23 protein-coding genes and 1 riboswitch are annotated in these 25,177 nt (G+C 71.0%); of the genes, 7 read left to right on the forward strand and 16 right to left on the reverse strand.

Annotated elements, in window-relative coordinates; all coding sequences use genetic code 11:
* Positions 1–17: 17 nt before the first annotated feature.
* The 4 genes from QFZ64_RS09915 to QFZ64_RS09930 all read right to left on the reverse strand — a co-directional run bounded on the left by QFZ64_RS09915 (position 18) and on the right by QFZ64_RS09930 (position 4,333).
* Positions 18–1,058, reverse strand: coding sequence for an NlpC/P60 family protein (locus QFZ64_RS09915; protein WP_307064499.1), 1,041 nt, complete (start codon positions 1,056–1,058; stop codon positions 18–20).
* Between the two features lie 248 nt (positions 1,059–1,306).
* Positions 1,307–2,347 (reverse strand): NlpC/P60 family protein, encoded by a 1,041-nt coding sequence (locus tag QFZ64_RS09920; protein ID WP_307064501.1) that lies wholly within the window; start codon positions 2,345–2,347, stop codon positions 1,307–1,309.
* A 331-nt stretch (positions 2,348–2,678) separates the two neighbouring features.
* Positions 2,679–4,028 carry an NYN domain-containing protein gene (locus QFZ64_RS09925; protein ID WP_307064503.1) on the reverse strand — a complete coding sequence of 450 codons (1,350 nt, stop codon included), beginning with the start codon at positions 4,026–4,028 and terminating at the stop codon, positions 2,679–2,681.
* Between the two features lie 65 nt (positions 4,029–4,093).
* A complete protein-coding gene (locus tag QFZ64_RS09930; RefSeq protein ID WP_307064506.1) occupies positions 4,094–4,333 on the reverse strand; it encodes a hypothetical protein in 240 nt (79 codons plus the stop codon).
* A 155-nt stretch (positions 4,334–4,488) separates the two neighbouring features.
* On the opposite strand from QFZ64_RS09930, the gene QFZ64_RS09935 reads away from it, so the two are divergent.
* A complete protein-coding gene (locus QFZ64_RS09935; protein WP_307064508.1) occupies positions 4,489–5,220 on the forward strand; it encodes a rhomboid family intramembrane serine protease in 732 nt (243 codons plus the stop codon).
* The gene (locus QFZ64_RS09940) at positions 5,217–5,498 is read left to right on the forward strand and encodes an Lrp/AsnC family transcriptional regulator (RefSeq protein WP_307064510.1); all 282 of its coding nucleotides are present in this window, start codon (positions 5,217–5,219) and stop codon (positions 5,496–5,498) included. The genes QFZ64_RS09935 and QFZ64_RS09940 overlap by 4 nt, the downstream gene beginning before the upstream one ends.
* Before the next feature lie 47 nt (positions 5,499–5,545).
* On the opposite strand, the gene QFZ64_RS09945 is transcribed toward QFZ64_RS09940, so the two are convergent.
* The 6 genes from QFZ64_RS09945 to QFZ64_RS09970 form a co-directional block, all read right to left on the reverse strand.
* A complete protein-coding gene (locus QFZ64_RS09945; RefSeq protein WP_307064512.1) occupies positions 5,546–6,928 on the reverse strand; it encodes an aminotransferase class V-fold PLP-dependent enzyme in 1,383 nt (460 codons plus the stop codon).
* A 180-nt stretch (positions 6,929–7,108) separates the two neighbouring features.
* Positions 7,109–7,225: riboswitch (SAM riboswitch) on the reverse strand.
* A gap of 224 nt (positions 7,226–7,449) precedes the next feature.
* The gene (trpD, locus tag QFZ64_RS09950; protein ID WP_307064514.1) at positions 7,450–8,517 is read right to left on the reverse strand and encodes an anthranilate phosphoribosyltransferase; all 1,068 of its coding nucleotides are present in this window, start codon (positions 8,515–8,517) and stop codon (positions 7,450–7,452) included.
* Between the two features lie 152 nt (positions 8,518–8,669).
* Entirely contained in the window at positions 8,670–10,310 is a 1,641-nt protein-coding gene (locus tag QFZ64_RS09955) for a cytochrome bc complex cytochrome b subunit (RefSeq protein ID WP_307064516.1), read from the reverse strand.
* Positions 10,307–11,374 carry a ubiquinol-cytochrome c reductase iron-sulfur subunit gene (locus QFZ64_RS09960; protein WP_307064518.1) on the reverse strand — a complete coding sequence of 356 codons (1,068 nt, stop codon included), beginning with the start codon at positions 11,372–11,374 and terminating at the stop codon, positions 10,307–10,309. The genes QFZ64_RS09955 and QFZ64_RS09960 overlap by 4 nt, the downstream gene beginning before the upstream one ends.
* Positions 11,371–12,183 (reverse strand): c-type cytochrome, encoded by an 813-nt coding sequence (locus tag QFZ64_RS09965; protein WP_307064520.1) that lies wholly within the window; start codon positions 12,181–12,183, stop codon positions 11,371–11,373. The genes QFZ64_RS09960 and QFZ64_RS09965 overlap by 4 nt, the downstream gene beginning before the upstream one ends.
* A gap of 72 nt (positions 12,184–12,255) precedes the next feature.
* Positions 12,256–12,876 (reverse strand): heme-copper oxidase subunit III, encoded by a 621-nt coding sequence (locus tag QFZ64_RS09970; RefSeq protein ID WP_307064521.1) that lies wholly within the window; start codon positions 12,874–12,876, stop codon positions 12,256–12,258.
* A gap of 181 nt (positions 12,877–13,057) precedes the next feature.
* On the opposite strand from QFZ64_RS09970, the gene QFZ64_RS09975 reads away from it, so the two are divergent.
* On the forward strand, positions 13,058–13,456 hold the full coding sequence (locus tag QFZ64_RS09975; RefSeq protein WP_307064522.1) for a hypothetical protein: 399 nt from the start codon (positions 13,058–13,060) through the stop codon (positions 13,454–13,456).
* 193 nt (positions 13,457–13,649) lie between these two features.
* On the opposite strand, the gene QFZ64_RS09980 is transcribed toward QFZ64_RS09975, so the two are convergent.
* From QFZ64_RS09980 to coxB, 4 genes are all read right to left on the reverse strand, one after another.
* Positions 13,650–14,912, reverse strand: coding sequence for an Ig-like domain-containing protein (locus QFZ64_RS09980; RefSeq protein ID WP_307064523.1), 1,263 nt, complete (start codon positions 14,910–14,912; stop codon positions 13,650–13,652).
* A 130-nt stretch (positions 14,913–15,042) separates the two neighbouring features.
* Positions 15,043–15,441, reverse strand: coding sequence for a cytochrome c oxidase subunit 4 (locus QFZ64_RS09985; RefSeq protein WP_307064524.1), 399 nt, complete (start codon positions 15,439–15,441; stop codon positions 15,043–15,045).
* Positions 15,438–17,174: a cytochrome c oxidase subunit I gene (gene ctaD / locus QFZ64_RS09990; protein ID WP_307064525.1), complete on the reverse strand. Its 1,737-nt coding sequence runs from the start codon at positions 17,172–17,174 to the stop codon at positions 15,438–15,440. Before ctaD ends, QFZ64_RS09985 begins: the two co-directional genes overlap by 4 nt.
* A complete protein-coding gene (gene coxB / locus QFZ64_RS09995; RefSeq protein WP_307064526.1) occupies positions 17,171–18,130 on the reverse strand; it encodes a cytochrome c oxidase subunit II in 960 nt (319 codons plus the stop codon). The genes ctaD and coxB overlap by 4 nt, the downstream gene beginning before the upstream one ends.
* Positions 18,131–18,597: 467 nt before the next feature.
* Between coxB and QFZ64_RS10000 the strand changes: the two genes are divergently transcribed.
* Positions 18,598–19,998 (forward strand): cysteine desulfurase/sulfurtransferase TusA family protein, encoded by a 1,401-nt coding sequence (locus QFZ64_RS10000; RefSeq protein WP_307064527.1) that lies wholly within the window; start codon positions 18,598–18,600, stop codon positions 19,996–19,998.
* Positions 19,999–20,169: 171 nt separating this feature from the next.
* On the opposite strand, the gene QFZ64_RS10005 is transcribed toward QFZ64_RS10000, so the two are convergent.
* Positions 20,170–21,144, reverse strand: coding sequence for a carbohydrate kinase family protein (locus QFZ64_RS10005; RefSeq protein ID WP_307064528.1), 975 nt, complete (start codon positions 21,142–21,144; stop codon positions 20,170–20,172).
* A gap of 138 nt (positions 21,145–21,282) precedes the next feature.
* Here QFZ64_RS10005 and QFZ64_RS10010 point away from each other — a divergent pair, with 138 nt between their 5' ends.
* Positions 21,283–21,507, forward strand: coding sequence for a hypothetical protein (locus tag QFZ64_RS10010; RefSeq protein WP_307064529.1), 225 nt, complete (start codon positions 21,283–21,285; stop codon positions 21,505–21,507).
* A 108-nt stretch (positions 21,508–21,615) separates the two neighbouring features.
* The gene (locus QFZ64_RS10015) at positions 21,616–23,211 is read left to right on the forward strand and encodes a hypothetical protein (RefSeq protein ID WP_307064530.1); all 1,596 of its coding nucleotides are present in this window, start codon (positions 21,616–21,618) and stop codon (positions 23,209–23,211) included.
* Between the two features lie 61 nt (positions 23,212–23,272).
* Here QFZ64_RS10015 and QFZ64_RS10020 read toward each other — a convergent pair whose 3' ends face one another.
* Positions 23,273–23,629 carry an iron-sulfur cluster assembly accessory protein gene (locus tag QFZ64_RS10020; protein ID WP_006143665.1) on the reverse strand — a complete coding sequence of 119 codons (357 nt, stop codon included), beginning with the start codon at positions 23,627–23,629 and terminating at the stop codon, positions 23,273–23,275.
* A gap of 342 nt (positions 23,630–23,971) precedes the next feature.
* On the opposite strand from QFZ64_RS10020, the gene nadA reads away from it, so the two are divergent.
* On the forward strand, positions 23,972–25,168 hold the full coding sequence (gene nadA, locus QFZ64_RS10025; protein ID WP_307064531.1) for a quinolinate synthase NadA: 1,197 nt from the start codon (positions 23,972–23,974) through the stop codon (positions 25,166–25,168).
* Positions 25,169–25,177 lie beyond the last annotated feature (9 nt).

Below are 25,177 nucleotides of genomic sequence, written 5' to 3' on the forward strand. Positions count from 1 at the left end.
AGGGGCGCCCCCCGCCCTCAAGGCCGCGTGACGGCCACCACCGGCATCATCCCGACGGAGTCGTACCGCACCACCGCCCCCGGATACGGCGCATGGATCACCTGCCCGGCCCCCACGTACATCCCCACATGGCTCGCGTCCGACCGGTACACCACCAGGTCCCCGGGCTGTGCCTCGGACAGCGGCACCCGCCGCCCCGCGTACCGCTGCTCCTGCGACGTCCGCGGCAGTCCCACCCCCGCCCGCGCGTACGCCCACTGCGTCAGCCCCGAGCAGTCGAACCCGTTCGGTCCGGTCGCCCCCCACACGTAGGGCCGCCCCAGCGCGGACCGTGCCGCCGCGACCGCGGCGGCCGCCCGCGCACCGCTCGCGGCCTCGTACCCGGGGCCGGCGTCCGGTCCGGGCAGCGGGGCGGGGAGCCGCCCGGCGGAGCGGGACGCCCGCGCGTACGCGGCCCGCTCGCCGGCCGGCAGGGCGTTCAGCACCTGCCGTGCCCGCGCCAGCTTCCGTTCCACCGCGTGCTTGTGGCGCGCCACCGCCTTGCGGCTCGCCTCCAGTTCGGCGAGCTTGCCGCCCGCCTCCGTGCGCTGCTGGCCCAGTTCCCGCAGCACTGCCCTCAACTGCCGGAGCCGGGCGGCCTGGTCGTCGCCGACGTGGTCGAGGACGGCGGCCCGGTCGAGGTAGTCGTCGGGGTCGGAGGAGAGGAGCAGGGCGAGCGCGGGATCGATCCCGCCGGACCGGTACTGCGCGCCGGCGAGCGAACCGAGGGTCTCCCGCAGGGTGTTGACCTTCTCCTGCGTGCGGGCGATCCGGTCCCGCGCGCGGTGCACCTCACCGCGCAGGGTGTCGGCGCGCTCGTCGGCCTTGTTGTAGGCCTCGGTGGCGCGCTCGGCCTCCTGGTACAGCCGCTCCACCTCCGCGCGCCCCCCGCTCGGCGCGGCACCGGCAGGTACGGCGCCCAGTGCCGCGGCCGCGGTGGCCGCGGCGGACAGCACGGCGAGCGTGGCGCCACGCCCCCGGCCGAGTCCGTGTGGTGCAGGACGCTGATGGGACCCCACGACCGACGCACTCCCTTCCGCTGACGGGCCCCCGTTCACGGAGGCACGGCGGCAGACAGTAGCCGGGCCGGTGACCGTCCGGCTACGGGCAGTGACCGCCGGACAGCCGTGCGCCCCGCCGCTGACGCAGGTCACCGGCGGGGCGCGGGGTCAGCGCGGGGTGCGGGAATTCGCCCGTTCGGGCGGCATGACGGCTTGATGCGGAAGCGGCGCCGGCCGGAACCGGCGCCACGGGCGCGGACCCGGTCTCAGACGCGGACGCCGAACATGAAGGGGCCGCCGATCGTGCTCATCGACTCGTAGCGGACGACGGTGCCGGTACGGGGCGCGTGCAGGACCTGGCCGTTGCCGGCGTAGAGGCCCACGTGGTGGATGTCGTTGAAGAAGAACACCAGGTCGCCGACCTGGAGCTGGCTCTGCGAGTAGATGCGCGTGCCGATGTTCGCCTGCGCCTGGGAGGTACGCGGGATGGAGACGCCGGCCTGCGCGTAGGCCCAGGAGGTCAGGCCCGAGCAGTCGAAGGAGGAGGGGCCGGTGGCGCCGTAGACGTACGGCGAGCCGATTTTGCTCTGGGCGGCGGAGAACGCGGCGGCGGCGCGGCCGGAGGCGGGGGTGGAGTTGCCGAGGTCGACGCGCGAGGCGGCGGAGCGGCTGGAGCGCGTCTGCTCGTCCTTGAGCTCCTGCTTCTCCTTGGCCGTCAGGGTGTTGAGCAGCCGCTGCGCCTCGCCGAGCTTGCCCTGGACCTCTTTCTTCTTCTTGCCGAGCTCGGTGCGGGTGTCGGCGAGGTCCTTGAGCTTGTCGGAGGCTTCCTTGCGCTCCTGGGCCAGTACGCGCTGCTTCTCCTGGATCTTCTTCAGCCCCTCGACCTGCTGGCCGCTGAGCTGGTCCAGGGTGGCGGCCTTGTCCAGGTAGTCGTCCGGGTCGGCGGAGAGGAAGAGCTGGACGGAGGGGTCGATGCTGCCGGTGCGGTACTGGGCGCTGGCCATCGTGCCGATGCCCTCGCGCAGTTCGTTGAGGTCGGCCTGGCCCCGGGCGACCTTGTCCTGCAGGGTGCTGATCTGCTTCTGCAGCTTCTCCTGCTTCTCCTTGGCCCCGTTGTACTTCTCGGTGGCCTGCTCGGCCTGCTCGTAGAGCTTGTCGACCTTGGCCTTGACCTCGCTCTTGCTGGGCTTCTCGCTCGGCGCGGCGTTGGCGGCCTGCGCGCTCAGGGCGACGGCTGCGGCCGCGACGGTGGTGAGCGCGGTCACCCGCGTGCGGCTCGGCTGCTTGGGTCGACGGTGGGACGCCACGGAGGCGAGCTCCTTCTTCCTTCAGCCGCCTACCGACACACCGGTGGGCGGTGCCCCTCCACCGTCACTCCCCATAAGTGATCAACCGAGTGGAGGTTGGGGCTGACCCTAGTGACCCTCTTGTGATCAGTTCAAATCCTCATCAGAAAAAACACGGCTCTCGCGGGCATATTTTGCACACAACACACAACCAGTGACCCAGCATTGACACTACGTTGCGTGACGATGCGGCGAATTGGGGCATGCGGCACGGAGGTTGCGGTTGGCGCGTACAGCCCACTTCGGACACGGCGGCCGCGAGTACGTCGAGGAGTCCGGGGAGGAGTCGGGCTCAGCCGCGCGCGAAACGCTTCAGGAGCACCGCTGAGGCGACCGGACGGGCGCCGGCGCGCGCGACCCCGTCGGCGACCTCGCGGTCCGTGGAGACGACGATCACGGGCCGTCCCGGCGGCTCCGCGCGCACCAGCCGGCGGATCAACTCGTCCGCGGTCACCCCCGGCTTGGAGAACAGCACCCGCACCCCGCGCGGCGGCGCGAGCAGCACCGGGGCGGCGAGTTCGGCGCCGTCGAAGACACAGGTGGTCTCGGCGCCGGTCTGCGCGGCGAGCTGGGCGAGCTGCCCGAGCAGTCGCAGCCGTTGCTTCTCCAGCGGCATCTGCGGATAGCCGGTCTTGGTGACGTTGTAGCCGTCGACGACGAGGTGCGCCTGCGGCAGCGCGAGCAACTGGTCGACGACGGCCGGGTCGTTCTCGGACAGCGCCCGGTTGGCGATGTCCTTCGGGGTCATCCGGCCGGGCTCCACGGCGTCCACGGTCTCGGCGGGCCGCACCGACACCGGCGGCAGCGCCAGCTCCCGGCGCAGCCCCTGGGACGCCTCCAGGACGGTGTCCAGGAGCAGCCTGATCCGCATGTCCTCGACGCTGCGGCCCTCCCGGGCGGCCTTGCGCGTCGCCTCCAGGGCGGCCTCAGACTCCCCCAGCCGCGTCTTGAGCCGACGGGACTCGCTCTCCGCGGCGGACAGCCGTGCCTGCCCCTCGGCGCGCTCGGCCTCCCGCTCGGCCCGCGCCTTGCGCAGCGCCGCCTCGCCCCGTTTGACGTCGCTGAGCGCGGCCCGCAGTTTGCGGTGCAGCGACTCGGACTCCTTCTTCGCCGTCTCCAGTTCGGCACGCAGCCGTTCGGTCTCCGCGCGGACCTGGCCACGGGCGACGGCCAGCTCGGCGCGCAGCCGCTCCAGCTCGACACGGGTCTCCTCACCGGCCCGCTCGGCGTCCGCCCGCTGGGCCTCCTCGCCCGCGGCGGTCACCAGCTTCACCCAGCCGGCGGGGCGCAGCACGTAGGCCGCGGCCGCCACGTCGAGCGGGTCGGCGGCCGGGGGCGGGGAGCCGGCGTCGAGGGCGCCGGTCAGCTCGGGCTGGGCCTCCCTGAGCTTCTCGGCGACGCGCTGGCGGAACAGCGGGTCGGTCTCCACCGCGGCCGCCATCGCGTTGCCCGCGAACTTGGCCCGCCGGGTGGGGGTGAACCGGGCGTACTGCCGGAGCTGAGTGGGCAGCTCGGCCACGGTCAGCCCGCCGAAGCCGTCGGAGACGATCCCCACCACACGCCTGCGCACGCCGTCGGGCAGCGGACGGTCGAGCACCTCGGCGGCGCCGTCGCCCGGCTCCCCGCCTTGTGTCTGAGCCATCCGTCACCCCTATGCCTGTACGGGAGCCCCGCAGCGGGCTCCCTGACCGCGGGTACCCGCTCCGCTCAGGAGCCGGCGCCCGGCCTGTCCACGAGTTCCACCTGATCCACGGCGTTGCACCAACGGCAGCGCACCGACTCGATGGTCTCACTGACCACCTCGCGCTCCTCGACCTTCGGCGTGCCGGACAGATCCAGGTGGACGTACTCGACCGCCCTGGAAGAGCGGGTCACGTCGAAACGCGTGAGGTTGCCGCACAGTGTGCAGCGCCACCGGGTCGTCTCGGTCGGCAGGGGAACCGTCATCGTGGCTGCTGCTCCTTCTTCCGGTCTCCGTGATGCCCCAGTTTCCCTGGTGCGTATGGGTCGTAACCCTACGGCCTGCACGGGACCCCCCGCCGATGTGTCCGCCGCGGCGAGGCACTCCGCCCCGTTCCACCCGGTACGTCATGCTTCGTCGCATGATCCGCGACAGGACCGCGTCGGCCGTACGGGCACTGCGACGGCAGCCGGCACCGGTGACGTACGGGCTGATCGCCGTGTGCTTCGTGCTCTTCATGCTGAGTCCCGCCTCGGGGTTCGACCCGGGGTACGGCACCGGCGACCGGCTGCTGCTGGCCCAGCAGACGTACTTCGCCCGCTGGGGGGTGATCCCGGTGGAGCTGTTCGGCGGCTCCGCGCGGGCGACGCTCTCCCCGGTCACCGCCCTGTTCGTGCACGGAACCTGGGTGCACCTGCTGGGCAACATGCTGTTCCTCCACGTCTTCGGCGCGATGGCCGAGGAACGGCTCGGGCACGTGGAGTTCGCCCTGTTCTACCTGGGGTGCGGCGCGCTGGCGCTGCTCGGTTACGCGGCGGCGCGGGCCGGCTCCGCGCAGTCCCTGGTGGGTGCCTCCGGGGCGATCTCCGCGGTCCTCGGGGCGTTCCTGTTCCTGTTTCCCCGGGCGCGGGTGACCAGCATCTTCCCGTTCCTGTTCTTCCTGCCGCTGCGCTTCCCGGCCTGGGTGGTGCTGCCGTTCTGGGCGGCCCTGCAGTGGCTGGCGGCGGGCCGGGAGGGCCAGGGCCCGGGCGTGGCCTACCTGGCACACGTGGTGGGGTTCGCGCTGGGCTTCGGGTACGCGTGGGTGCGCTACGGGCCCATGGCTACAGTGAGGGACACAAGCCCGGCCCCCGAGGGAGAGAACCAGCCGTGATCACCGCGATCGTGCTCATCAAGACCAGCGTGGACCGGATCCCCGAGATCGCCGAGTCGATCGCCGCGCTGGACTCCGTCAGCGAGGTGTTCTCCGTGACCGGGACGTACGACCTGATCGCGATGGTCCGCGTGAAGGCGCACGACGAGCTGGCGGACGTCATCCCCGGCCGGATCAGCAAGATCCCCGGCGTCGAGGGCACCGACACGCACGTCGCGTTCCGCACGTACTCGCAGCACGACCTGGAGGCGGCGTTCTCCATCGGGCTGGAGTCGTAGGAACTCCAGCCCGCGGACCTCGGGCGTCGGCCTCTCCGGGCAGCCGGTCAGACCGCCGGGACGCAGCGGCCGTCCTGCGTGCGGTACTCCCACTTCGCGCCCTCGCGCACCAGTTCCCGTACCGCCAGGACGAAGCGGTCGACGTGCTCGTCGGGCGTGCCCGCGCCGAAGCTCACGCGGATCGCGTTGAGGGACTTCTCGCCGGGCGCCGCCTCCGGCGCCCCGCACTCGCCCTGGGACTCCGGGTCGCCGCCGAGCAGGGTGCGCACCAGCGGGTGGGCGCAGAACAGGCCGTCGCGGACGCCGATGCCGTACTCGGCGGAGAGCGCGGCGGCGAAGTGCGAGCTGTTCCAGCCCTCGACGACGAAGGACAGCACGCCCACGCGGGGCGCGGCGTCGCCGAACAGGGAGAGGATCCGCACCTCGGGCACGTCGGCGAGGCCCGCGCGGACCCGGTCGATCAGATGGATCTCACGGGCGACCAGGGTGTCCCAGCCGGCCTCGGTGAGCGCCTTGCAGGCGGAGGCGACGGCGTGGGCGCCGATCACGTTGGGCGAGCCGGCCTCGTGCCGGGCGGCGCCCTCGTGCCACTCCACGTCGACGCCGCCGTCGGCGCGCCGGGTGACCCTGCGGCTGGCGCCGCCGCCCGCGAGGTAGGGCTCGGCGGCGGTCAGCCAGTCGGCGCGGCCCGCCAGGACGCCGGAGCCGAAGGGGGCGTACAGCTTGTGCCCGGAGAAGGCGACCCAGTCGACGTCCAGGTCCTGCACGGAGACGGGGTGGTGCGGGGCGAGCTGGGCGGCGTCCAGGACGACACGGGCGCCGTGCGCGTGCGCGGCGGCCGCCAGTTCGCGTACGGGCCACAGCTCGCCGGTGACGTTGGAGGCGCCGGTGACACAGACCAGGGCCGGGGCGTGGATGTCGCGGGCGGCGAGGGCGCGCTCCAGGGTGTCGACGGCGTCGCCCGGGGTGCGGGGGGCGTCCAGGCAGGTCACGCGGGCGTCGCGCCAGGGCAGCAGGGACGCGTGGTGCTCGGTCTCGAAGACGAACACCTCGCAGCCTGCGGGCAGCGCGGCGGCGAGGAGGTTGAGCGAGTCGGTGGTGGACCGGGTGAAGACGACCTGGTCGTCCGCGCGGCAGTCGAGGAACTCCCCGACGGTACGGCGGGCGTTCTCGAACAGGTCGGTGGAGAGCTGCGAGAGGTAACCGGCGCCGCGGTGGACGCTGCCGTAGTACGGGGCGTACGCGGCGACGTCGTCCCAGACGCGCTGCAGGGCGGGGGCGCTCGCCGCGTAGTCCAGGGCGGCGTAGGTGACTTCGCCGCCGGTGACGAGGGGGACGGTGACGTCGCGGCCGAGGACGGGGAGGGGGGCGGGGGCGTCGGCGGAGGTGGTGGAGACGGTGGTGGCGGGGGTGACGGCGGTGGCGGACATCGGTGAACTCCCGTGGAAGCAGCCGGAATCACCACGCGGGCAGGGGCGGCCGACGGCCGGCGCTCGCGCGTGGGTGAGGGGGGGAACGAGAAGGGTGTGCGGAGGCGGGGCTCTGCGGCCCTATCGCATTCGCTTGCTCACGGGGGCTCCTCGAGGACCAGGACCCCTGGGGTTTCGAGGGGTCCGCGCTTGCCGCGGACCTTGTGGCGCGCGGCCTGGTCTTCACCCGGGGCACCCCGCCACGGACGGAGGGTTGCCGGACAGTCGGCCGGGGCCTCATGACTGTCACTCATGACCTGCACACGACGCTACGGGACCGTGCGGCTCCGCCGCAACCCGTCCCACATCCCGATACGCGGGGGTGCGCCCAGGCGCGTTCTCGCCCCCGCCGCACCTGCCCCGGGGGGCGGAACCCCGTGCCGGGGTCCGAGGGGCGCAGCCCTTTGGAGGGACGGGACGGGCAGGGGCGGCGGGGGCGGGAGGCCGCACACCGGAGGGCCCCGCACCCCCGAACGGCACCGCTACGCGCGGCGCGTGGCCGTGACCCAGCGCGAGAGGGTCTCCCGCGCCGCCCCGCTGTCGATGGACTCCGCCGCCCGCGCCATCCCGTCGCGGATCCGGTCCACCAGTGGCCCGTCCTCCCCCCGCAACGCCACCACCGCCGCCGCCGAGTTCAACAGCACCGCATCCCGCACCGGCCCCGTCTCCCCCTCCAGCAGCCGCCGCGCGACCTCCGCGTTGTAGGAGGGGTCACCACCGCGCAGCGCCTCCACCGGCACCAGCGGGATGCCGACCGACCGCGGGTCGAACGCCTCCTCCGTCACCTTGCCGTCCCGCACCACCCACACCCGTGACGTGGACGTCGTCGTCAGCTCGTCGAGCCCGTCGTCGCCGCGGAAGACCAGCGAGGAGTTGCCGCGCTCGGCGAAGACCCCGGCGATGATCGGCGCGACCCGCGCGTCGGCGACGCCGATCGCCTGGGCCCGTACCTTCGCCGGGTTGGTCAGCGGCCCGAGGAAGTTGAACGTCGTCCGGATGCCGAGCTGCCCGCGCGCCGCGGCCACGTGCCGCAGCGCCGGGTGGAACCTCGCCGCGAAGCAGAAGGTGATCCCGGCCTCCTCGGCGACCTCCACCACCCGCTGCGGGGTGAGGTTGAGGTCGACGCCGAGCTTCTCCAGGACGTCGGAGGCCCCGGACGCCGAGGAGGCCGCCCGGTTGCCGTGCTTGACGACCTTCGCGCCGGTCCCGGCGACGACGATCGCGGACATCGTGGAGATGTTGACGGTCTTGGCGCCGTCCCCGCCCGTGCCGACGATGTCGACGGTGTCTCCGGGGATGTCGATGACGTGGGCGTGCGCGTACATCGCGCGCACGAACCCGGTGATCTCCTCGACCGTCTCGCCCTTGGCACGCAGCGCCACCGCGAAGCCGGCGATCTGCGCGTCGGTCGCCTCGCCGCGCATGATGAGGTCCATCGCCCAGGCGGTGTCGTCCGCGGACAGGTCACGCCCGTCGAGCAGGCCGTTGAGGAGGGCGGGCCAGGAGCGGCCCGCCGCGGTGTCGCCTCCAGCGGGGGTCACAGCAGTCATACGCCGCTCCTGGGTCGTCGCAAGGGGTGTTCCGGCACGTCGGCACGGCAGTGCCGGGCGGTCTCCACCCTATCCAGCCCCGCGCACGGGGAAGGGCCCCGTCCGATGTTCGGACGGGGCCCTCCTCGCCGTGGCGTGGCGACAGTGGGTGATCAGTGGTGGCCGTGGCCGCTGGTGATCTCCTTGTACTCCTCGACGGTGGGCTTGGGGATCTGGTTGTGCTCCCCGTAGTACGCCTCGCTCAGCTTGGCGCGGAGCTTCTGCGGGCCCTTGATCTTGCGCTCGACACCGTTCTCGTCGACCGTCGGGCCGAGCTCGAGCGGGCTGTACTGGTCGTGCGCCGTGAGGGTGTGCAGCTGCTCCTGGCTGAGCGGCTCGTGCACCTCGATGAACTCACCGTGCGGCAGGCGCTTGATGATGCCGGACTCGCGCCCGTGCAGCACCTTCTCCTTGTCGCGGCGCTGGAGGCCGAGGCAGATCCGCTTGGTGACGACGAACGCGATCACCGGGGCGACGAAGAACGCGATCCGGACGAACCAGGTGATGGCGTTGATCGACAGGCTGAAGTGCGTGGCGAACAGGTCGTTGCCGCCGCCGATCAGCAGGACGGTGTACCACGTCATCCAGGCGACACCGAACGCGGTCCGGGTCGGGGCGTTGCGCGGGCGGTCCAGGATGTGGTGCTCGCGCTTGTCGCCGGTGACCCAGGACTCGATGAACGGGTAGACCGCGATGGCGACCAGGACCAGCGGGAAGATCATCAGCGGGACGAACACGCCCAGGACGAGCGTGTGGCCCCAGAGGTTGATCTCCCAGCCGGGCATGACACGGATCAGGCCCTCGGAGAAGCCCATGTACCAGTCGGGCTGGGCGCCGGTGGAGACCTGGTCCGGCCGGTAGGGGCCGATCGCCCAGATCGGGTTGATCTGCGCGATCGCCGCGACGGCCGCGATGACGCCGAAGACCAGGAAGAAGAAGCCCCCGGCCTTGGCCATGTACACCGGCAGCAGCGGCATGCCGACGACGTTGTTGTTGGTCTTTCCGGGACCCGCGTACTGCGTGTGCTTGTGGTAGAAGACCAGAATCAGGTGCGCCACCATCAGGCCGAGCATGATGCCCGGCAGCAGCAGGATGTGGATCGAGTAGAACCGGGCCACGAAGTCGCCGCCCGGGAACTCGCCGCCGAAGAGGAAGAACGACAGGTACGTGCCGACGATCGGCACGGACAGGATCGCGCCCTCCATGAAGCGGACACCGGTGCCGGAGAGCAGGTCGTCCGGGAGCGAGTAGCCGGTGAAACCGGTGAACATGCCCAGGACGAACAGCAGGAAGCCGAACAGCCAGTTGACCTCGCGCGGCTTGCGGAACGCGCCGGTGAAGAAGACGCGCATCATGTGCACGAACATGCCGGCGAGGAAGATCAGCGCCGCCCAGTGGTGAATCTGTCGGATCAGCAGACCACCGCGCACCTCGAAAGAGATGTGCATGGTGGAGTTGAACGCCTCCGACATCAGCTGGCCCTGCAACGGCACGTAAGTGCCGTGGTACTGGACCTCGTTCATCGACGGGTGGAAGAACAGCGTCAGGTACACACCGGTCAGGATGATGATGATGAAGCTGTACATGCAGACTTCACCGAGCATGAACGACCAGTGGTCCGGGAAGATCTTGCGCATGTTGGACTTGGCCAGGGAGTAGATCCCCAGGCGGCCGTCGGCCCAGTCGGCGACCCGCTCACCGGCGGGCGCCTTGCCGCGCCTGCGCGGCTCGTTGCTGGCTGCTGCAGTACTCATCCGCGCTCCCAGAAAGCAGGACCGACGGGCTCCGCGAAGTCGCCGAGCGCCTCGAGGTAGCCGTCCTCGCTCACACCGATGCGCAGTTGCGGCAGGGGGTGGCCGGCCGGACCGAAGATGACTCGGGCACCGTCGGAGAGGTCGAAGGTGGACTGGTGGCACGGGCACAGAACGTGGTGCGTCTGCTGCTCGTACAGCGAGATCGGGCATCCGACGTGGGTGCAGATCTTGGAGTAGGCCACGATGCCCTCGTGGCTCCAGTCGAGTTCCTGCTTGTCCTTGATGTTCTCCGGCTGGAGCCGGACGATCATCAGGGCCGCCTTGGCGATCTCGGTCTGGAACTCCTCGTCGTGCTCCTCGAGCCCCTCGGGCTTGGCGAAGGTCAGCGAACCCACGGCCACGTCGGAGGGACGGATCGGCTCGTTGGTGTTCATGTTGACCAGCAGCTTGCCCTTGGCCCACGCGGTGTGGCGGAGCTTGGTGTGGGGCAGCGGGCCGAGGTCGCGCAGCAGCATGAGGCCGGAGAGCGGCACCAGGGTGAGCGCGCCGAACATGGTGGTGCGGATCAGCTTGCGCCGGCCGAACGCGGACTCCTTGGCGCCCTGCTTGAAGTCGGCGAGGACCTTCGAGCGGGTCTCCGGGGGTGCCTCGATCGGGTGACGCTCGTCGGCGATCTCCACATCGGACATCAGCGTGCGGGCCCAGTGGACCGCGCCGGCGCCGATCGTGAAGAGCGCCACGCCGAGGGTCAGGCCCAGCGCGAAGTTGAGCGCGCTGAGGTGCCCCAGCGGGAACACGTAGATCGACTTGTCCGGCGAGATCGCCACGTACGACGCGATGAAGCCGACGGTGGCCAGCATCGAGAGCGTGAACAGCATGGCCACCGTGCGCTCGGAGTGCCTGGCGGCCTTCTCGTCCACGTCCTGGCGGCGGTGCTCGTGCGGCGGCAGACCGGGGTCCGCGAACGGGTTCTCCTCGTCCGCGACGGCCAGGGCCTCGTGGGCCCCGTGCTCCTGGTCCCGCTCGGCGGGCAGCTTCTCTTCTGGAATGTCTTGGCTACTCATGACTTCTTGGCCTTTGCGGTCCGAGCGGCAACCCAGATGGCGACCGCGATCAGCGCGCCGAGTCCGAAGATCCAGGCGAACAGACCTTCACTGACCGGGCCCAATCCGCCGAGTTCGAGACCGCCGGGGTTGGTCGTTTCGTCGCCGTCGACGGCCTTCAGGTACGCGATGATGTCCTGCTTGTTCTTCGACGTCAGCGTGGTGTCGGGGAAGGACGGCATGTTCTGCGGGCCGGTCTGCATGGCCTCGTAGATGTGCTTCGGGGCGACACCCTCCAGGCTCGGCGCGAACTTGCCGTTCGTCAGCGCTCCGCCCTTGCCGGTGAAGTTGTGGCACTGGGAGCAGTTGGTGCGGAACAGCTCCCCGCCCCTGGCCACGTCCGCGCCCTCCGGGCTGTACTCGTCCTTGGTCGGCTTGGCCGGGCCGGCGCCGAGCGAGGCGATGTACGCGGCGAGCTGGTCGATCTGCGCCTGCGAGTAGATGTTCTTCTTCTTCTCGACCTGCGTCTGCTGCGAGGTGGAGGCCGGCATGCGGCCGGTGCCGACCTGGAAGTCGACCGCCGCCGCGCCCACGCCGACCAGGCTCGGACCGTCGGAGCTGCCCTTGCCACCGGTGCCGTGGCAACTGGCGCAGCCCACCTCGTAGAGCTTCTTGCCCTCCTCGATGGCGAGGGACTGGGCGGTGGAGTCGGCCTGTGCCTTGTCCGCGGGTGCGAACGCGGTGTACAGCCCCCCGGTGGCCGCCAGCGCGAAGAGTAGGACGACGAGCGCCGCCAGCGGATGGCGTCGTCGTTCGGAGAGCTTTTTCACGGATTACCCCGGTGTCAGGATCTTCTGCGTCGATGCTTCGGAAGGGTCGGGTGGCCGGTCTCGGCGCTTCGACTACTTGATCAAGTAGATCGTGGCGAAGAGGCCGATCCAGACGACATCGACGAAGTGCCAGTAGTAGGACACGACGATCGCCGCCGTCGCCTGGTCGTGCGTGAACCTCTTCGCCGCGTACGTACGGCCGAGAACGAAGAGGAAGGCGAGGAGACCGCCCGTCACGTGCAGGCCGTGGAAGCCGGTGGTCAGGTAGAACACCGAGCCGTACGGGTCCGAGGACAGCGAGATGCCGTCCTTCTTCACCAGCTCGGTGTACTCGTAGATCTGACCGCCGATGAAGATCGCGCCCATCATGAAGGTGACGATGAACCAGCCCCGGAGCTTCTTCACGTCCCCGCGCTCGGCGGCGAACACGCCGAGCTGGCAGGTGAGCGAGGAGAGCACCAGGATCGTGGTGTTCGTCGCCGAGAAGGGGACGTTGAGCGCACTCGCCATCTCCTTCCAGTGATCGGGGCCGGTCACCGATCGCAGGGTGAAGTACATCGCGAAGAGGGCCGCGAAGAACATCAGCTCGGAACTCAGCCAGATGATGGTTCCGACGCTGGTGAGGTTCGGCCGATTGACCGACGGGTGTGCGTGCCCGGTATCTACTGTCGTTGCTGTCGCCACGACCGACATTATGTCGGTCGCTTATCCCGCCCTCACCCCGGGGGGTGCCGTTCGGAGTGTCCGCACCCCGTGCGCTGCCCGGATGGCTCATCCCCGGGCCGTTCCGCCCGCTGCCCGGGGAGGGCGCGAGGGAGTAGCATCCGGCCCAACGGTCCATGTCCGCGCGACGACGAGGTCTTCCGGAGGAAGCATGCAGCCGACCGCCACCGTGCTGGTCTACAGCGACGACTCCACCACCCGCGAACAGGTGCGGCTCGCTTCCGGCCGGCGGCCCGTCCCGGACGGCCCCGAGGTGGAGTTCCTGGAGTGCGCCACGCCGGAGGCGGTCCTGCGGGAGCTGGACCGCGGCGGGATCGACGTGTGCGTGCTGGACGGCGAGGCCGTGCCGATGGGCGGCATGGGGCTGTGCCGGCAGATCAAGGACGAGGTGTTCCAGAGCCCGCCGGTGCTGGTGCTGATGGGGCGTCCGCAGGATGCGTGGCTGGCGACGTGGAGCCGGGCGGACGCGGCGGTGACGTTGCCGGTCGACCCGGTCGACCTCGCCACGACGCTGGGCTCCCTCCTTCGCAGGGTCGCCCTCAGCGCGTGACGGCTCCGCCGGGCCCCCAGTGGCCCGGGGGTTCGTTCGGAGCCCGTCGGCGGGCGCGGGTGCGTCGTGGCTTGTCGCGCAGTTCCCCGCGCCCCTGAAAAGCAGGGGCCCCCTCGCTTTCAAGGGGCGCGGGGAACTGCGCGAGCGACCACAACCGACTCGCACCCGCCCGACAACGCGAACCCCCGAGCTGCTAGGCGCCCTGGGGCCTCAGCCGAGCCCTGTCAAGGAGGCTCGGCAACTTCGCCGGCTTCGCCGGGGCGAGGGCGCTGCCCTTCTGCCAGTCCTTCCAGGACAGGTTCCAGTCGCCGAAGCCGTTGCCGAACGCCGCCATCGCGTCCCCTTCGGAGTTGACGACAGTCACCACGTCGCCGGCCCGCACCGTGTCGTAGAACCACTCCGCGTTGCTCGTGCTCATGCCCGTGCAGCCGTGGCTGACGTTGGCGGAGCCCTGGGAGTCGACGGACCACGGGGCCGCGTGCACGTATTCGCCGCTCAGTGTGAGCTGCGTGGCGTAGTACACGGGCAGGTCGTAGGAGTCCGTGGAGCCCTCCGCGATGCCGATGCTGGTACTGCGCATACGTACGAGGTACTGCTTGCCCAGTACGACCTTGACGCCGTTGCGGGTCTCGAAGCCGGATTTGCCCGTGGTGACGGGGATCTCGTTGATCTCCTCGTCGTTGCGGTAGACCGTCATCGTGTGCGTGGCGGCGTCCGTGGCGGCGACTACCTTGTCGCCGGTGGTGAGCTTCAGCGGCTCGGCCTCGCCGCCGCGCAGGCGCTCGGCCACCTTCAGTCCCCTCAGGTCGCTGGAGACCTCGACGGTGGCGTGGGCGGGCCAGTAGTCCTTGGGGCGGTAGTGGAGGGTGGTGTCGTCCACCCAGTACCAGGAGCCCTCGACCGCGGGCTGCGCGCTCACGTGCAGGGAGCGTTCCACGACGGCCCGGGCGGCTTTGCCCTCGACCGGCTCGCTGAGCGTGGCGGTGACGGGCTGGCCGACGCCGTACGTGCCCGCGTCCGGGCCGAAGGTGACGTCGACCTTCTTGGCCTTCCCGGCGCCGGTGTCGAACTCGACGACCTTGCGTCCGGGGGCGCCGTCCTCGTCCTCGGTACTGACCCGGACCGTGTAATGGGCGCCCGAGGCCAGCGGTGCGGTGCTGCGCCAGCGGCTGCCGTCGGCGGTGAGTTCGCCCGGCACGTGGCGCCCGGCGGCGTCGGTGACGGTGACGTCGGTGAGGCGTCCGTCCGAGTCCCGTGAGGTGACTTCCAGGGGCTTGTCCGGGTCCGCCTTCCCGCCGTCGCCCGTCAGGGCGCTGACGGCGATCCGGTCCCCCGCGTCGTACGGCTTGGCCGCGAGCGGGTGGTCGCCCCCGCTGCACGACGCGAGGCCCGCGGCGACGGAGACCACCAACAGGCTGCAGCCGACGACCGTGCGACTGCGCGGTGAGGTACTCATGGCCTCAACGTAGGGAAGCCCCCCGACGGCGGCACGGTGAGTGGGCCGTACGGGGGACGCGGGTGGGCCGAACGAAGGAGCCCGGACGCTCCTGACGGAGTGTCCGGGCTCCCGGTGGTGCGAAGGCGTGCTACTGGGTGCGGTTCTCGCCGCGGTAGTACTCGAAGACCCAGCCCCACAGGCCGATCAGGATGATCGGGAGGGAGAAGAACATCAGCCACCAGCCGAAGACGACGCCCATGAAGGCGAGGGCGCCACCGACGGCGAGGGCGAGCGGCTGCCAGCTGTGCGGGCTGAAGAAGCCCAGCTCGCCGGCGTCGTCCGCGACGTCCGCGTCCTTGTCGTCCTGTGCGCCCGCGTCGACCCGCCGGGCCGTGAAGGCCAGGTAGTAGCCGATCATCAGGCTCAGGCCGAAGGCCAGGAACAGCGCCGTCGTACCGGCGGGCTCCTTCGACCACAGGCCGTAGATGATGGCCATGGCGACCAGGAAGACCGCCAGCCACAGGAACATCTTGCCCTGGACCTTCACTTGCCGGCCTCCTTGCTCCCGGCGAGGGTCTTCTCGCCGTGACCGGAATTCTCGAGCTGGTCGAGTGCCGCGATCTCCGGGTGGTGCAGGTCGAAGGCCGGGGACTCACTGCGGATCTTGGGCAGCGTGAGGAAGTTGTGCCGGGGCGGCGGGCAGGAGGTCGCCCACTCCAGGGAGCGGCCGTAGCCCCACGGGTCGTCGACCTCGACCGGCTTGCCGTACTTGGCGGTCTTCCACACGTTGTAGAGGAACGGCAGGATCGACAGGCCGAGCAGGAACGAGAAGATCGTCGACAGCGTGTTCAGCGTGGTGAAGCCGTCGGCCGCGAGGTAGTCCGCGTACCGGCGCGGCATGCCCTCGACGCCCAGCCAGTGCTGGATGAGGAACGTGCCGTGGAAGCCGATGAACAGCGTCCAGAAGGTGATCTTGCCGAGCCGCTCGTCGAGCATCTTGCCGGTCATCTTCGGCCACCAGAAGTGGAAGCCGGAGAACATCGCGAACACGACGGTGCCGAAGACGACGTAGTGGAAGTGCGCCACCACGAAGTACGAGTCCGAGACGTGGAAGTCCATCGGCGGCGCCGCCAGGATGACACCGGTCAGACCACCGAAGGTGAAGGTGATCAGGAAGCCGGTGGCCCACAGCATCGGCGTCTCGAAGCTGAGCGAGCCCTTCCACATCGTGCCGATCCAGTTGAAGAACTTCACACCGGTCGGGACCGCGATGAGGAACGTCATGAAGGAGAAGAACGGCAGCAGCACACCGCCGGTGACGTACATGTGGTGCGCCCACACGGTCACGGAGAGGCCGGCGATCGAGATCGTCGCGCCGATCAGGCCCATGTAGCCGAACATCGGCTTGCGGGAGAAGACCGGGATGACCTCACTGATGATGCCGAAGAACGGCAACGCGATGATGTACACCTCTGGATGGCCGAAGAACCAGAAGAGGTGCTGCCACAGCAGTGCGCCACCGTTCGTGGCGTCGAATACGTGTGCCCCGAATTTTCGGTCCGCCTCCAGGGCGAACAGCGCGGCGGCCAGCACCGGGAAGGCCAGCAGCACCAGGACACCGGTGAGCAGCACGTTCCAGGTGAAGATCGGCATCCGGAACATCGTCATGCCGGGGGCGCGCATGCAGATGATCGTGGTGATGAAGTTGACCGCGCCGAGGATCGTGCCGAAGCCGGAGAAGGCCAGACCCATGATCCACATGTCGGCGCCGACGCCCGGCGAGCGGACCGCGTCCGACAGCGGGGAGTAGGCGAACCAGCCGAAGTCGGCCGCGCCCTTCGGGGTGAGGAAACCGCCGACCGCGATGGTCGAGCCGAACAGGTAGAGCCAGTAGGCGAACATGTTCAGCCGCGGGAACGCCACGTCGGGCGCGCCGATCTGCAGCGGCATGATCCAGTTGGTGAAGCCGGCGAACAGCGGCGTCGCGAACATCAGCAGCATGATCGTGCCGTGCATCGTGAACGCCTGGTTGAACTGCTCGTTCGACATGATCTGCAGACCGGGCCGGGCGAGTTCGGCGCGCATGAAGAGCGCCATGACGCCGCCGATGCAGAAGAACACGAACGACGTGACCAGGTACAGCGTGCCGATCGTCTTGTGGTCGGTGGTGGTCAGCCACTTGACGACGACACTGCCGCGATTCTGGCGCCGGACCGGCAGCTCGTCCTCGTAGTGGGAACCTGCCGCCGCGGCACCCTGGGGTTGATTGAGGATGCTCACAGGTTGTTCGTCTCCCGGTTCTTCTCGTGGCTCGTCTGCGCGATGCCGGCGGGAATGTAACCGGTCTGCCCCTTCTTGGCGAGGTCCTTGAGATGCTGCTGGTAACGCTCAGGAGAAACGATCTTCACGTTGAACAGCATCCGGGAGTGGTCGACGCCACAGAGCTCGGCGCACTTGCCGCGGTAGGTGCCCTCCTTGTTGGGGGTCACCTGGAACGCGTTGGTGTGGCCCGGGATGACGTCCTGCTTCATCAGGAACGGCAGCACCCAGAAGGAGTGGATGACGTCGCGCGAGGTGAGGACGAAGCGGACGGTCTCGCCCTTGGGCAGCCACAGGGTGGGGCCGGGGTTGCCGTTCTGCGGGTTCTTCGAGGCGGGCGTGCCGACGTCGTAGACGCCGCCGGCGTCGGCCGGGAACGCCTTCTTGAACCGGTCCGGGATCGGCGTCAGGTTCTTGTCGGTCTTCGCGTCACCGGTGGAACCGTCGACGTTCTCGATGTAGTTGAAGCCCCAGCTCCACTGGAAGCCGACGACGTTGATGGTCACGTCGGGCTTCTTGGAGGTGTCCATGAGCTTCGACTCGTCCCGGGCGGTGAAGTAGAACAGCACCGAGACGATGATCAGGGGGACCACGGTGTACAGCGCCTCGATGGGCATGTTGTACCGGGTCTGGGGGGGAACCTCGACCTTGGTGCGGCTGCGCCGGTGGAAGAAAGCACTCCACAGGATCAGGCCCCAGACCAGGCAGCCGACCGCGAGCGCGGCCGCCCAGGATCCCTGCCACAGGGAGAGGATCCGCGGAGCCTCTTCCGTGGTCGGGGTGGGCATACCAAGGCGAGGGAAGTCCTTGTATGTGCAACCGGTCGCGGTCGCCAGGACCAGGCCCGCAGTCAGTGCCTGCAGCAGCTTCCGCCGCATCGGGCGCCGCGGCGAGCGGTCGGAGCCGTTGGGACTCACGTAGCGCCTTCCCGAGAGTCTCGCCCGCGCTGGTTGGCTGCGGCCTTCTCGCTGGTCGGTCGCCGCCCTGCGTCGGGCAGGGGTTTGATGTTTATGCGGACCAAACCCTAGCCGACGCCCATCGGGGGGTCGCGGGGAGGGTGGCATACGCGTCACGGTTCACCCCGCGGGGCGGAACACGGGCGCGGGCGGGGCGCGAGCGGGACGGCGCCGGGCGGAACGGCGGCGCGCCGGGGGCACGCTGAGGGCGGGTCCGGGGCGGCCGGACGCCGCCCCGCCTGCGGTTGCGCCCAGGAACTGTTGCGGAAGTCCCGTCGTCCGCCCGGAGGGCGGGCCCTGCGGCGTCAGGTGCGTGCTCCGGGGGTCCCTCTGGGGGCCCCTGCTCGAGCGAAGCCGAGAGCTTGAGGGAGCGTGCAGGGCGTCGCGGGGCAGGCGGCATTTTCGCAACAGGCCCTAGCGTGGGTGTCATGCCCTACTTCGACGCCGCTTCCGCCGCTCCCCTCCATCCCGTGGCCCGTCAGGCGCTGTTGGCCGCCCTGGACGAGGGGTGGGCCGATCCCGCGCGGCTGTACCGGGAGGGGCGCCGGGCCCGGCTGCTGCTCGACGCGGCGCGGGAGGCGGCCGCCGAGGCGGTGGGATGCCGGCCGGACGAGCTGGTCTTCACGTCCTCCGGGACCCGGGCGGCGCACTCCGGGATCGCGGGGGCGCTCGGCGGCCGGCGGCGCGTCGGACGCCACCTGATCGTGTCAGCGGTCGAACATTCCTCGGTATTGCACGCGGCCGAGTCGCACGAGACGGACGGCGGGACGGTCACCCGGGTCGGAGTGGACCGCACGGGCGCGGTGGATCCGTCGGCGTACGCCGCGGCGCTGCGCCCGGACACCGCGCTGGCCTGTCTGCAGTCCGCCAACCACGAGGTGGGCACGGAGCAGCCGGTGGCCGAGGTGGCGGCGGCCTGCCGGGCGGCCGGGGTGCCGCTGCTGGTGGACGCGGCGCAGTCGCTGGCGTGGGGGCCGGTGGCCGGGGACTGGTCGCTGCTCACCGCGAGCGCGCACAAGTGGGGCGGGCCGTCCGGGGTGGGGCTGCTGGCGGTGCGCAAGGGGACGCGGTTCGCGCCGGCCGGGCCGGGGGACGAGCGGGAGTCGGGGCGGGCGCCCGGCTTCGAGAACCTGCCCGCGATCGTGGCGGCGGCGGCCTCGCTGCGGGCGGTGCGCGCCGACGCGGCCCGGGAGGCGGAACGGCTGCGGGAGTTGACGGAGCGGATCCGGGCGCGGGTGCCGGAGCTGGTGCCGGACGTGGAGGTGGTCGGCGATCCGGTGCGGCGACTGCCCGGGATCGTCACGTTCTCCTGTCTCTACGTCGACGGAGAGACCCTGCTGCACGAGCTGGACCGGGCGGGCTACTCGGTGTCGTCCGGGTCCTCGTGCACGAGCAGCACGCTGACACCGAGCCATGTGCTGGTGGCGATGGGGGTGCTGAGCGAGGGCAACGTGCGGGTGTCGCTGCCGGCGGGTGCGGCCGCGGGCGATGTGGAGGGGTTCCTGGACGTGCTGCCGGGGGTGGTGCGGGGGGTGCGGGAGAAGTGGGGGGTACGGGTGGAGATCCGGCCGGGGGCCGGGGATTCGGGGCCCGAGGGGGCGGGGCCCCTGGTGGTCGACGCGCTGGGGAAGCGGTGCCCCGTGCCGGTGATCGAGTTGGCGAAGGTGTGGGGGGAGGTACCGGTGGGTGGGCTGGTCCGGGTGTTGTCGGACGACGAGGCGGCGCGGTTGGACATTCCGGCGTGGTGCGAGATGCGGGGGCAGCGGTACGAGGGGGAGGCAGCGGTCGAGGGGGGTGGGGTCGCGTACCTGGTCCGACGGCTGTCGTGACGGACGGTTTTCCCCGTCCCCGCCGCCCTTGCCCTTCCCGTCCCTTCAAGGCTCCGCACCATGGGGGTTCGCCCCGTTCTCGCGCGGTTCCCCGCGCCCCTGATCAGGAGCGCGGGGAACCGCGCGTCTTCCGGGGGTCCGGGGGCGAGTGAGGACCGGCCCCCGTCGGCGTCAGCGGAGGTGGGTCTTGACCTCCAGGCCGGCCTCCTCGCCGTACGCCTTGGCGAAACGGTCCATGAAGTGGGCCCGGCTCAGCCGGTACTCCTGCGTGCCCACCGTCTCGATGACGAGCGTCGCGAGCATGCAGCCGACCTGCGCCGCCCGCTCCAGCGAGACACCCCACGCCAGCCCGGACAGGAAGCCCGCCCGGAACGCGTCCCCGACCCCCGTCGGGTCCGCCTTGCGCTCCTCCTCCGCGCAGCCCACCTCGATCGGCTCCGCCCCGACCCGCTCCACCCGCACGCCCCGCGCGCCGAGCGTGGTCACCCGGTGCCCGACCCGCCGCAGGATCTCCGCGTCCGTCCAGCCCGTCTTGGACTCGATCAGGCCCTTCTCGTACTCGTTGGAGAAGAGGTACGTCGCCCCGTCCAGCAGTATCCGGATCTCGTCGCCGTTCATCCGGGCGATCTGCTGCGAGAAGTCGGCGGCGAACGGGATGCCGCGGGAGCGGCACTCCTCGGTGTGCCGGAGCATGCCCTCCGGGTCGTCCGCGCCGATCAGTACGAGGTCGAGGCCGCCCACCCGGTCGGCGACCGTCTTCAGCTCGATCAGCCGGGCCTCGCTCATCGCGCCCGTGTAGAAGGAGCCGATCTGGTTGTGGTCGGCGTCGGTGGTGCACACGAACCGCGCGGTGTGCAGGGTCTCCGAGATGCGTACGGAGTCCGTGTCGACGCCGTGCCGGTCCAGCCACGCCCGGTACTCGTCGAAGTCCGCCCCGGCCGCGCCGACCAGCACGGGACGGGTGCCGAGCTGGCCCATGCCGAACGCGATGTTCGCCCCGACACCGCCCCGGCGCACGTCGAGGTTGTCGACCAGGAAGGAGAGGGAGACCGTGTGCAGCTGGTCCGCGACGAGCTGATCGGTGAAGCGGCCGGGGAAGGTCATCAGATGGTCGGTGGCGATGGAGCCGGTGACTGCGATACGCACGGCGAGGGCACGCTCCTCGAAGGAGAAGGAGGGGGATTGACAGTTCACGCTACCCGCTCGGCACTCGCCACTGAAGCAGGCGGAACTACCCGATAGTAGGTCTTTCTTCGCGGGTCCGTCCGTGCCTACGGTGCGGGCATGGCGAACCTCGAGTTCCACTTCACTCCCCCGGCAACCGTTCCGGTCGACCTGGAGGGCGACCTGGCGTCACTGCCGGGCGACGGCGCCCGGATGGCCCCGCACTGGACGCCCGCCGTCGACGCGCAGGCATCGCCGCCGGTCTCCCCCTCCCGCATCCACGGGGTGCGCGTACCGGCGGGCTCCGCCCGACTGCTGGAGGCGATGTCCGACTACGGGGACTGAGCCGGGCCGGGGAACCGTGCGCTCCCCCGCTGCGTCCCATCGCCGTCCCCCGTGCGGGGGAGGCGACATACGACTCGTGGACAGCAGCGGAGCGGAAGGAGCGATGCGGTGGACACCGAGCCCCCCACCGACGACGACCGGAACGGCCCCCGGGGTGCCGAGGGCACCGAGAGCGCTCCGGGCGCGGCGGACACACCGCGTACGACCAGGACACCGCGTACCGCAGGCGCGGACACCCCCCAGGCCGCGGACACCGCCGCCGGGCAGGACACCCCCGGCGCGCACGGCCCCCGTCGTACGCGGGTCGTCGTCGGTGGTGTCGTGGCCGCCGTGGTGCTGGTCGCGGGCGGTGGGGCCTACCTCGCCGCGACCGCGTCCGGCGGTGGTGGCGGGGCCTCCCCGGGCGACGGCGGCGGCTCCGCCCCGTCCGCGCTCGCCCTCGACGGGTACGGCGCCGCCGGGCGCCCCGGCATCGCGGTCGGGGAGCCGAATCCGTACGGGGCCGTTCACCGCGCGAGCGGTGATCTGCCCGACGGACCGGACGCGGCGTCGGTGTACTGGGCGAAGGGGCGGGTGGCCGAGGGCGACGTGGCCCGGCTGGCGAAGGCGTTGGACCTGACCGGCGCCCCCCGCCCGGTCGACGGCCACTGGCAGGTGGGGGGCGCCGAGGGCGGCACGGCACCCCTGCTCCGGGTGGACCGCGAGGCGCCCGGCGCCTGGACGTTCAGCGCGCTGGAACCCGGTGGCGACAACTGTCTGCGGGGCCGTCCGTGCAGGCCCGGCGGCGCGGGCGCCGACCCGGCCACGACGGACCCGGTCGGCGAGGCCGCGGCGCGGAGGGCCGCCGCCCCGGTGCTGAAGGCGGTGGGCCAGGACGACGCGAAGGTGGACGCGCGCCAGGTCCTGGGTGGAGTACGGGTGGTGAACGCAGAGCCCCGGGTCGGCGGGCTGCCGACCTCCGGGTGGACGACCGGGTTGCAGATCGGTGCCGGGGGCCGGGTGGTCGGCGGCAGCGGCCGGCTCGCCGCACCCGTCGAGGGCGCCGAGTACCCCGTGATCGGCGCCGGGAAGGCGCTGGAGCTGATGAACGGCGCGTCGACCTCGTACGGCCGCAAGGGCATCGGCGGCTGCGCGAGCCCCGTGCCGCCGAAGGACCGGGACGAGAAACCGTGCTCCGCCCCGGCCACGGCGGGCGCGCGGCCGACCGTACGGGTCGAGCACGCGGTGTTCGGGCTGGCGGCGCGCAGTTCGGCGGGCCGGCCCGTGCTGGTGCCGTCGTGGCTGTTCCAGGTGCGGCCTCCGGGCGGGAAGGAGACGTCCACCGTGGCCCGCCCGGCGATCGATCCGCGGTACCTGACCGGCGCGGAGGTCCCCGGCTCGCCCACCCCGACGGCGTCGTCGTCCACCCGCGACGCGCACGTCACCGGTCACCGCGCCGACGGCACGGACCTCACCGTCGTCTACGAGGGCGGGGTCTGCACGGCGTACGAGGCGACCGCGCGCGAGGACGCGAAGAAGGTGACGGTGACCGTCAGCGGGACCACGGCGCACCCGGAGCGTCCGTGCGTCGCGGTCGCCCGGATCTACAGCGCCACCGTCCACCTGGACGCACCGCTCGGCGACCGCACGGTGGTGGACTCGCGCGGCAGGCCCGTGCCGAGGGCCACCGCCCCGCTGCCGTCGGCGAGCCCGGCCCCCCGGTGAACGCCCGCACGCACGACGGCGGCGCCCCCTCGGAAGGGGGCGCCGCCGTCGTGTGTGACGATCAGCTGAAGGAGTCGCCGCAGGCGCAGGAGCCCGTCGCGTTCGGGTTGTCGATCGTGAAGCCCTGCTTCTCGATCGTGTCCACGAAGTCGACGGTCGCCCCGCCCAGGTACGGCGCGCTCATGCGGTCGGTGACGACCGCGACCCCGCCGAAGTCCTTCTTCACGTCGCCGTCGAGCGAGCGCTCGTCGAAGAAGAGCTGGTAGCGCAGGCCGGAGCAGCCGCCGGGCTGGACGGCGACGCGCAGCGCGAGGTCGTCACGGCCTTCCTGGTCGAGCAGGGCCTTGACCTTGGACGCGGCGGCGTCCGTCAGGATGATGCCGTCGGTGACGGTGGTGGTCTCGTCCGATACGGACATCTACATCTCTCCCGGTTTGTACGGAGACTGCTTGCCGACGAGTGCAACCGGCGGGGCCGTGGATTCATTCCGGGCCGGGCAGTGCTTCTCGTTTCGTCCCGCTTCCTTCTTCCCCTTCATGCTCGCACACACGCCGTCGGTGGGACACCGTCGCATTCCCGCTTCGGGGCGACCGGGATTCACGTCACATGGACGCGAGGGCCGTCGTCAAACTGACGCGAAGCGGATATGATAATAGCGTCAATCCGACGAGAAGTCGGTTCCGCTCATCCCGATTGCCCCGCATGCCCCGTCGGTCCGGTGCCCCGGCCGACGAGCCGCAGAACAGAAAGGGTGCGTGTCGTGACCACGGCCCAGACCCCCGAGCTCGACGTACAGCCCTCACCCCTCGCCCTGCTGCTGCTCGGCCGGGAGGCCGACCCGAGGAGCGAACGCGGTGTGGAGTGCCCAGGCGACCTGCCCTCGCCGTCCGACCCGGACCTGGTCGAGCGCGCCCGTGCGGCCAAGGAGAAGCTCGGGGACAAGGTCTTCGTGCTCGGCCACCACTACCAGCGCGACGAGGTCATCCAGTTCGCGGACGTCACCGGCGACTCCTTCAAGCTGGCCCGCGACGCCGCGGCCCGCCCGGAGGCGGAGTACATCGTCTTCTGCGGTGTGCACTTCATGGCCGAGTCCGCCGACATCCTGACCTCCGCCGACCAGAAGGTCGTCCTGCCCGACCTGGCCGCCGGCTGCTCCATGGCCGACATGGCGACGGCCGAGCAGGTCGCCGAGTGCTGGGACGTGCTCACCGAGGCGGGCATCGCCGAGCAGGTGGTGCCGGTGTCGTACATGAACTCCTCCGCCGACATCAAGGCCTTCACCGGCAGGCACGGCGGCACGATCTGCACCTCCTCCAACGCGAAGCGGGCCCTGGAGTGGGCGTTCGCGCAGGGCGAGCCGGAGACGACGAAGGTGCTGTTCCTGCCCGACCAGCACCTCGGGCGCAACACCGCCGTCCGCGACATGGGGATGTCACTGGAGGACTGCGTCGTCTACAACCCGCACAAGCCGAACGGCGGGCTGACGGTGGAGGAGCTGCGGGCCGCCAAGATGATCCTGTGGCGAGGCCACTGCTCGGTGCACGGCCGCTTCAGCCTGGAGTCGGTGAACGACGTGCGGGCCCGGATTCCGGGCGTCAACGTGCTGGTGCACCCCGAGTGCCGGCACGAGGTCGTCGCCGCGGCGGACCACGTCGGCTCGACGGAGTACATCATCAAGGCCCTGGAGGCGGCCCCGGCCGGGTCCAAGTGGGCGATCGGCACGGAGCTGAACCTGGTACGGCGGCTGGCGAACCGTTTCGCCCCCGAGGGCAAGGAGATCGTCTTCCTCGACCGCACGGTCTGCTTCTGCTCGACGATGAACCGGATCGACCTGCCGCACCTGGTGTGGACGCTGGAGTCGCTGGCGGAGGGGACGCTGGTGAACCGGATCGAGGTGGACGCGGAGACGGAGGCGTTCGCCAAGCTGGCGCTCGAGCGGATGCTGGCGCTTCCGTAACCCCCGGGC

Source organism: Streptomyces sp. B3I8 (assembly GCF_030816915.1).
Taxonomy (GTDB): domain Bacteria; phylum Actinomycetota; class Actinomycetes; order Streptomycetales; family Streptomycetaceae; genus Streptomyces.

Excerpts from the sequence above, each read along its gene's own strand:
- QFZ64_RS09925 (WP_307064503.1), bottom strand. The coding sequence starts at position 4,028 with ATGGCTCAGACACAAGGCGGGGAGCCGGGCGACGGCGCCGCCGAGGTG.
- trpD (WP_307064514.1), bottom strand. The coding sequence starts at position 8,517 with ATGACTGCTGTGACCCCCGCTGGAGGCGACACCGCGGCGGGCCGCTCC.
- QFZ64_RS09935 (WP_307064508.1), top strand. The coding sequence starts at position 4,489 with ATGATCCGCGACAGGACCGCGTCGGCCGTACGGGCACTGCGACGGCAG.
- QFZ64_RS09960 (WP_307064518.1), bottom strand. The coding sequence starts at position 11,374 with ATGAGTAGCCAAGACATTCCAGAAGAGAAGCTGCCCGCCGAGCGGGAC.
- QFZ64_RS09930 (WP_307064506.1), bottom strand. The coding sequence starts at position 4,333 with ATGACGGTTCCCCTGCCGACCGAGACGACCCGGTGGCGCTGCACACTG.
- QFZ64_RS09980 (WP_307064523.1), bottom strand. The coding sequence starts at position 14,912 with ATGAGTACCTCACCGCGCAGTCGCACGGTCGTCGGCTGCAGCCTGTTG.
- QFZ64_RS09945 (WP_307064512.1), bottom strand. The coding sequence starts at position 6,928 with ATGTCCGCCACCGCCGTCACCCCCGCCACCACCGTCTCCACCACCTCC.
- QFZ64_RS10000 (WP_307064527.1), top strand. The coding sequence starts at position 18,598 with ATGCCCTACTTCGACGCCGCTTCCGCCGCTCCCCTCCATCCCGTGGCC.
- QFZ64_RS10010 (WP_307064529.1), top strand. The coding sequence starts at position 21,283 with ATGGCGAACCTCGAGTTCCACTTCACTCCCCCGGCAACCGTTCCGGTC.
- QFZ64_RS09970 (WP_307064521.1), bottom strand. The coding sequence starts at position 12,876 with ATGTCGGTCGTGGCGACAGCAACGACAGTAGATACCGGGCACGCACAC.
- QFZ64_RS10020 (WP_006143665.1), bottom strand. The coding sequence starts at position 23,629 with ATGTCCGTATCGGACGAGACCACCACCGTCACCGACGGCATCATCCTG.
- QFZ64_RS09975 (WP_307064522.1), top strand. The coding sequence starts at position 13,058 with ATGCAGCCGACCGCCACCGTGCTGGTCTACAGCGACGACTCCACCACC.
- QFZ64_RS09955 (WP_307064516.1), bottom strand. The coding sequence starts at position 10,310 with ATGAGTACTGCAGCAGCCAGCAACGAGCCGCGCAGGCGCGGCAAGGCG.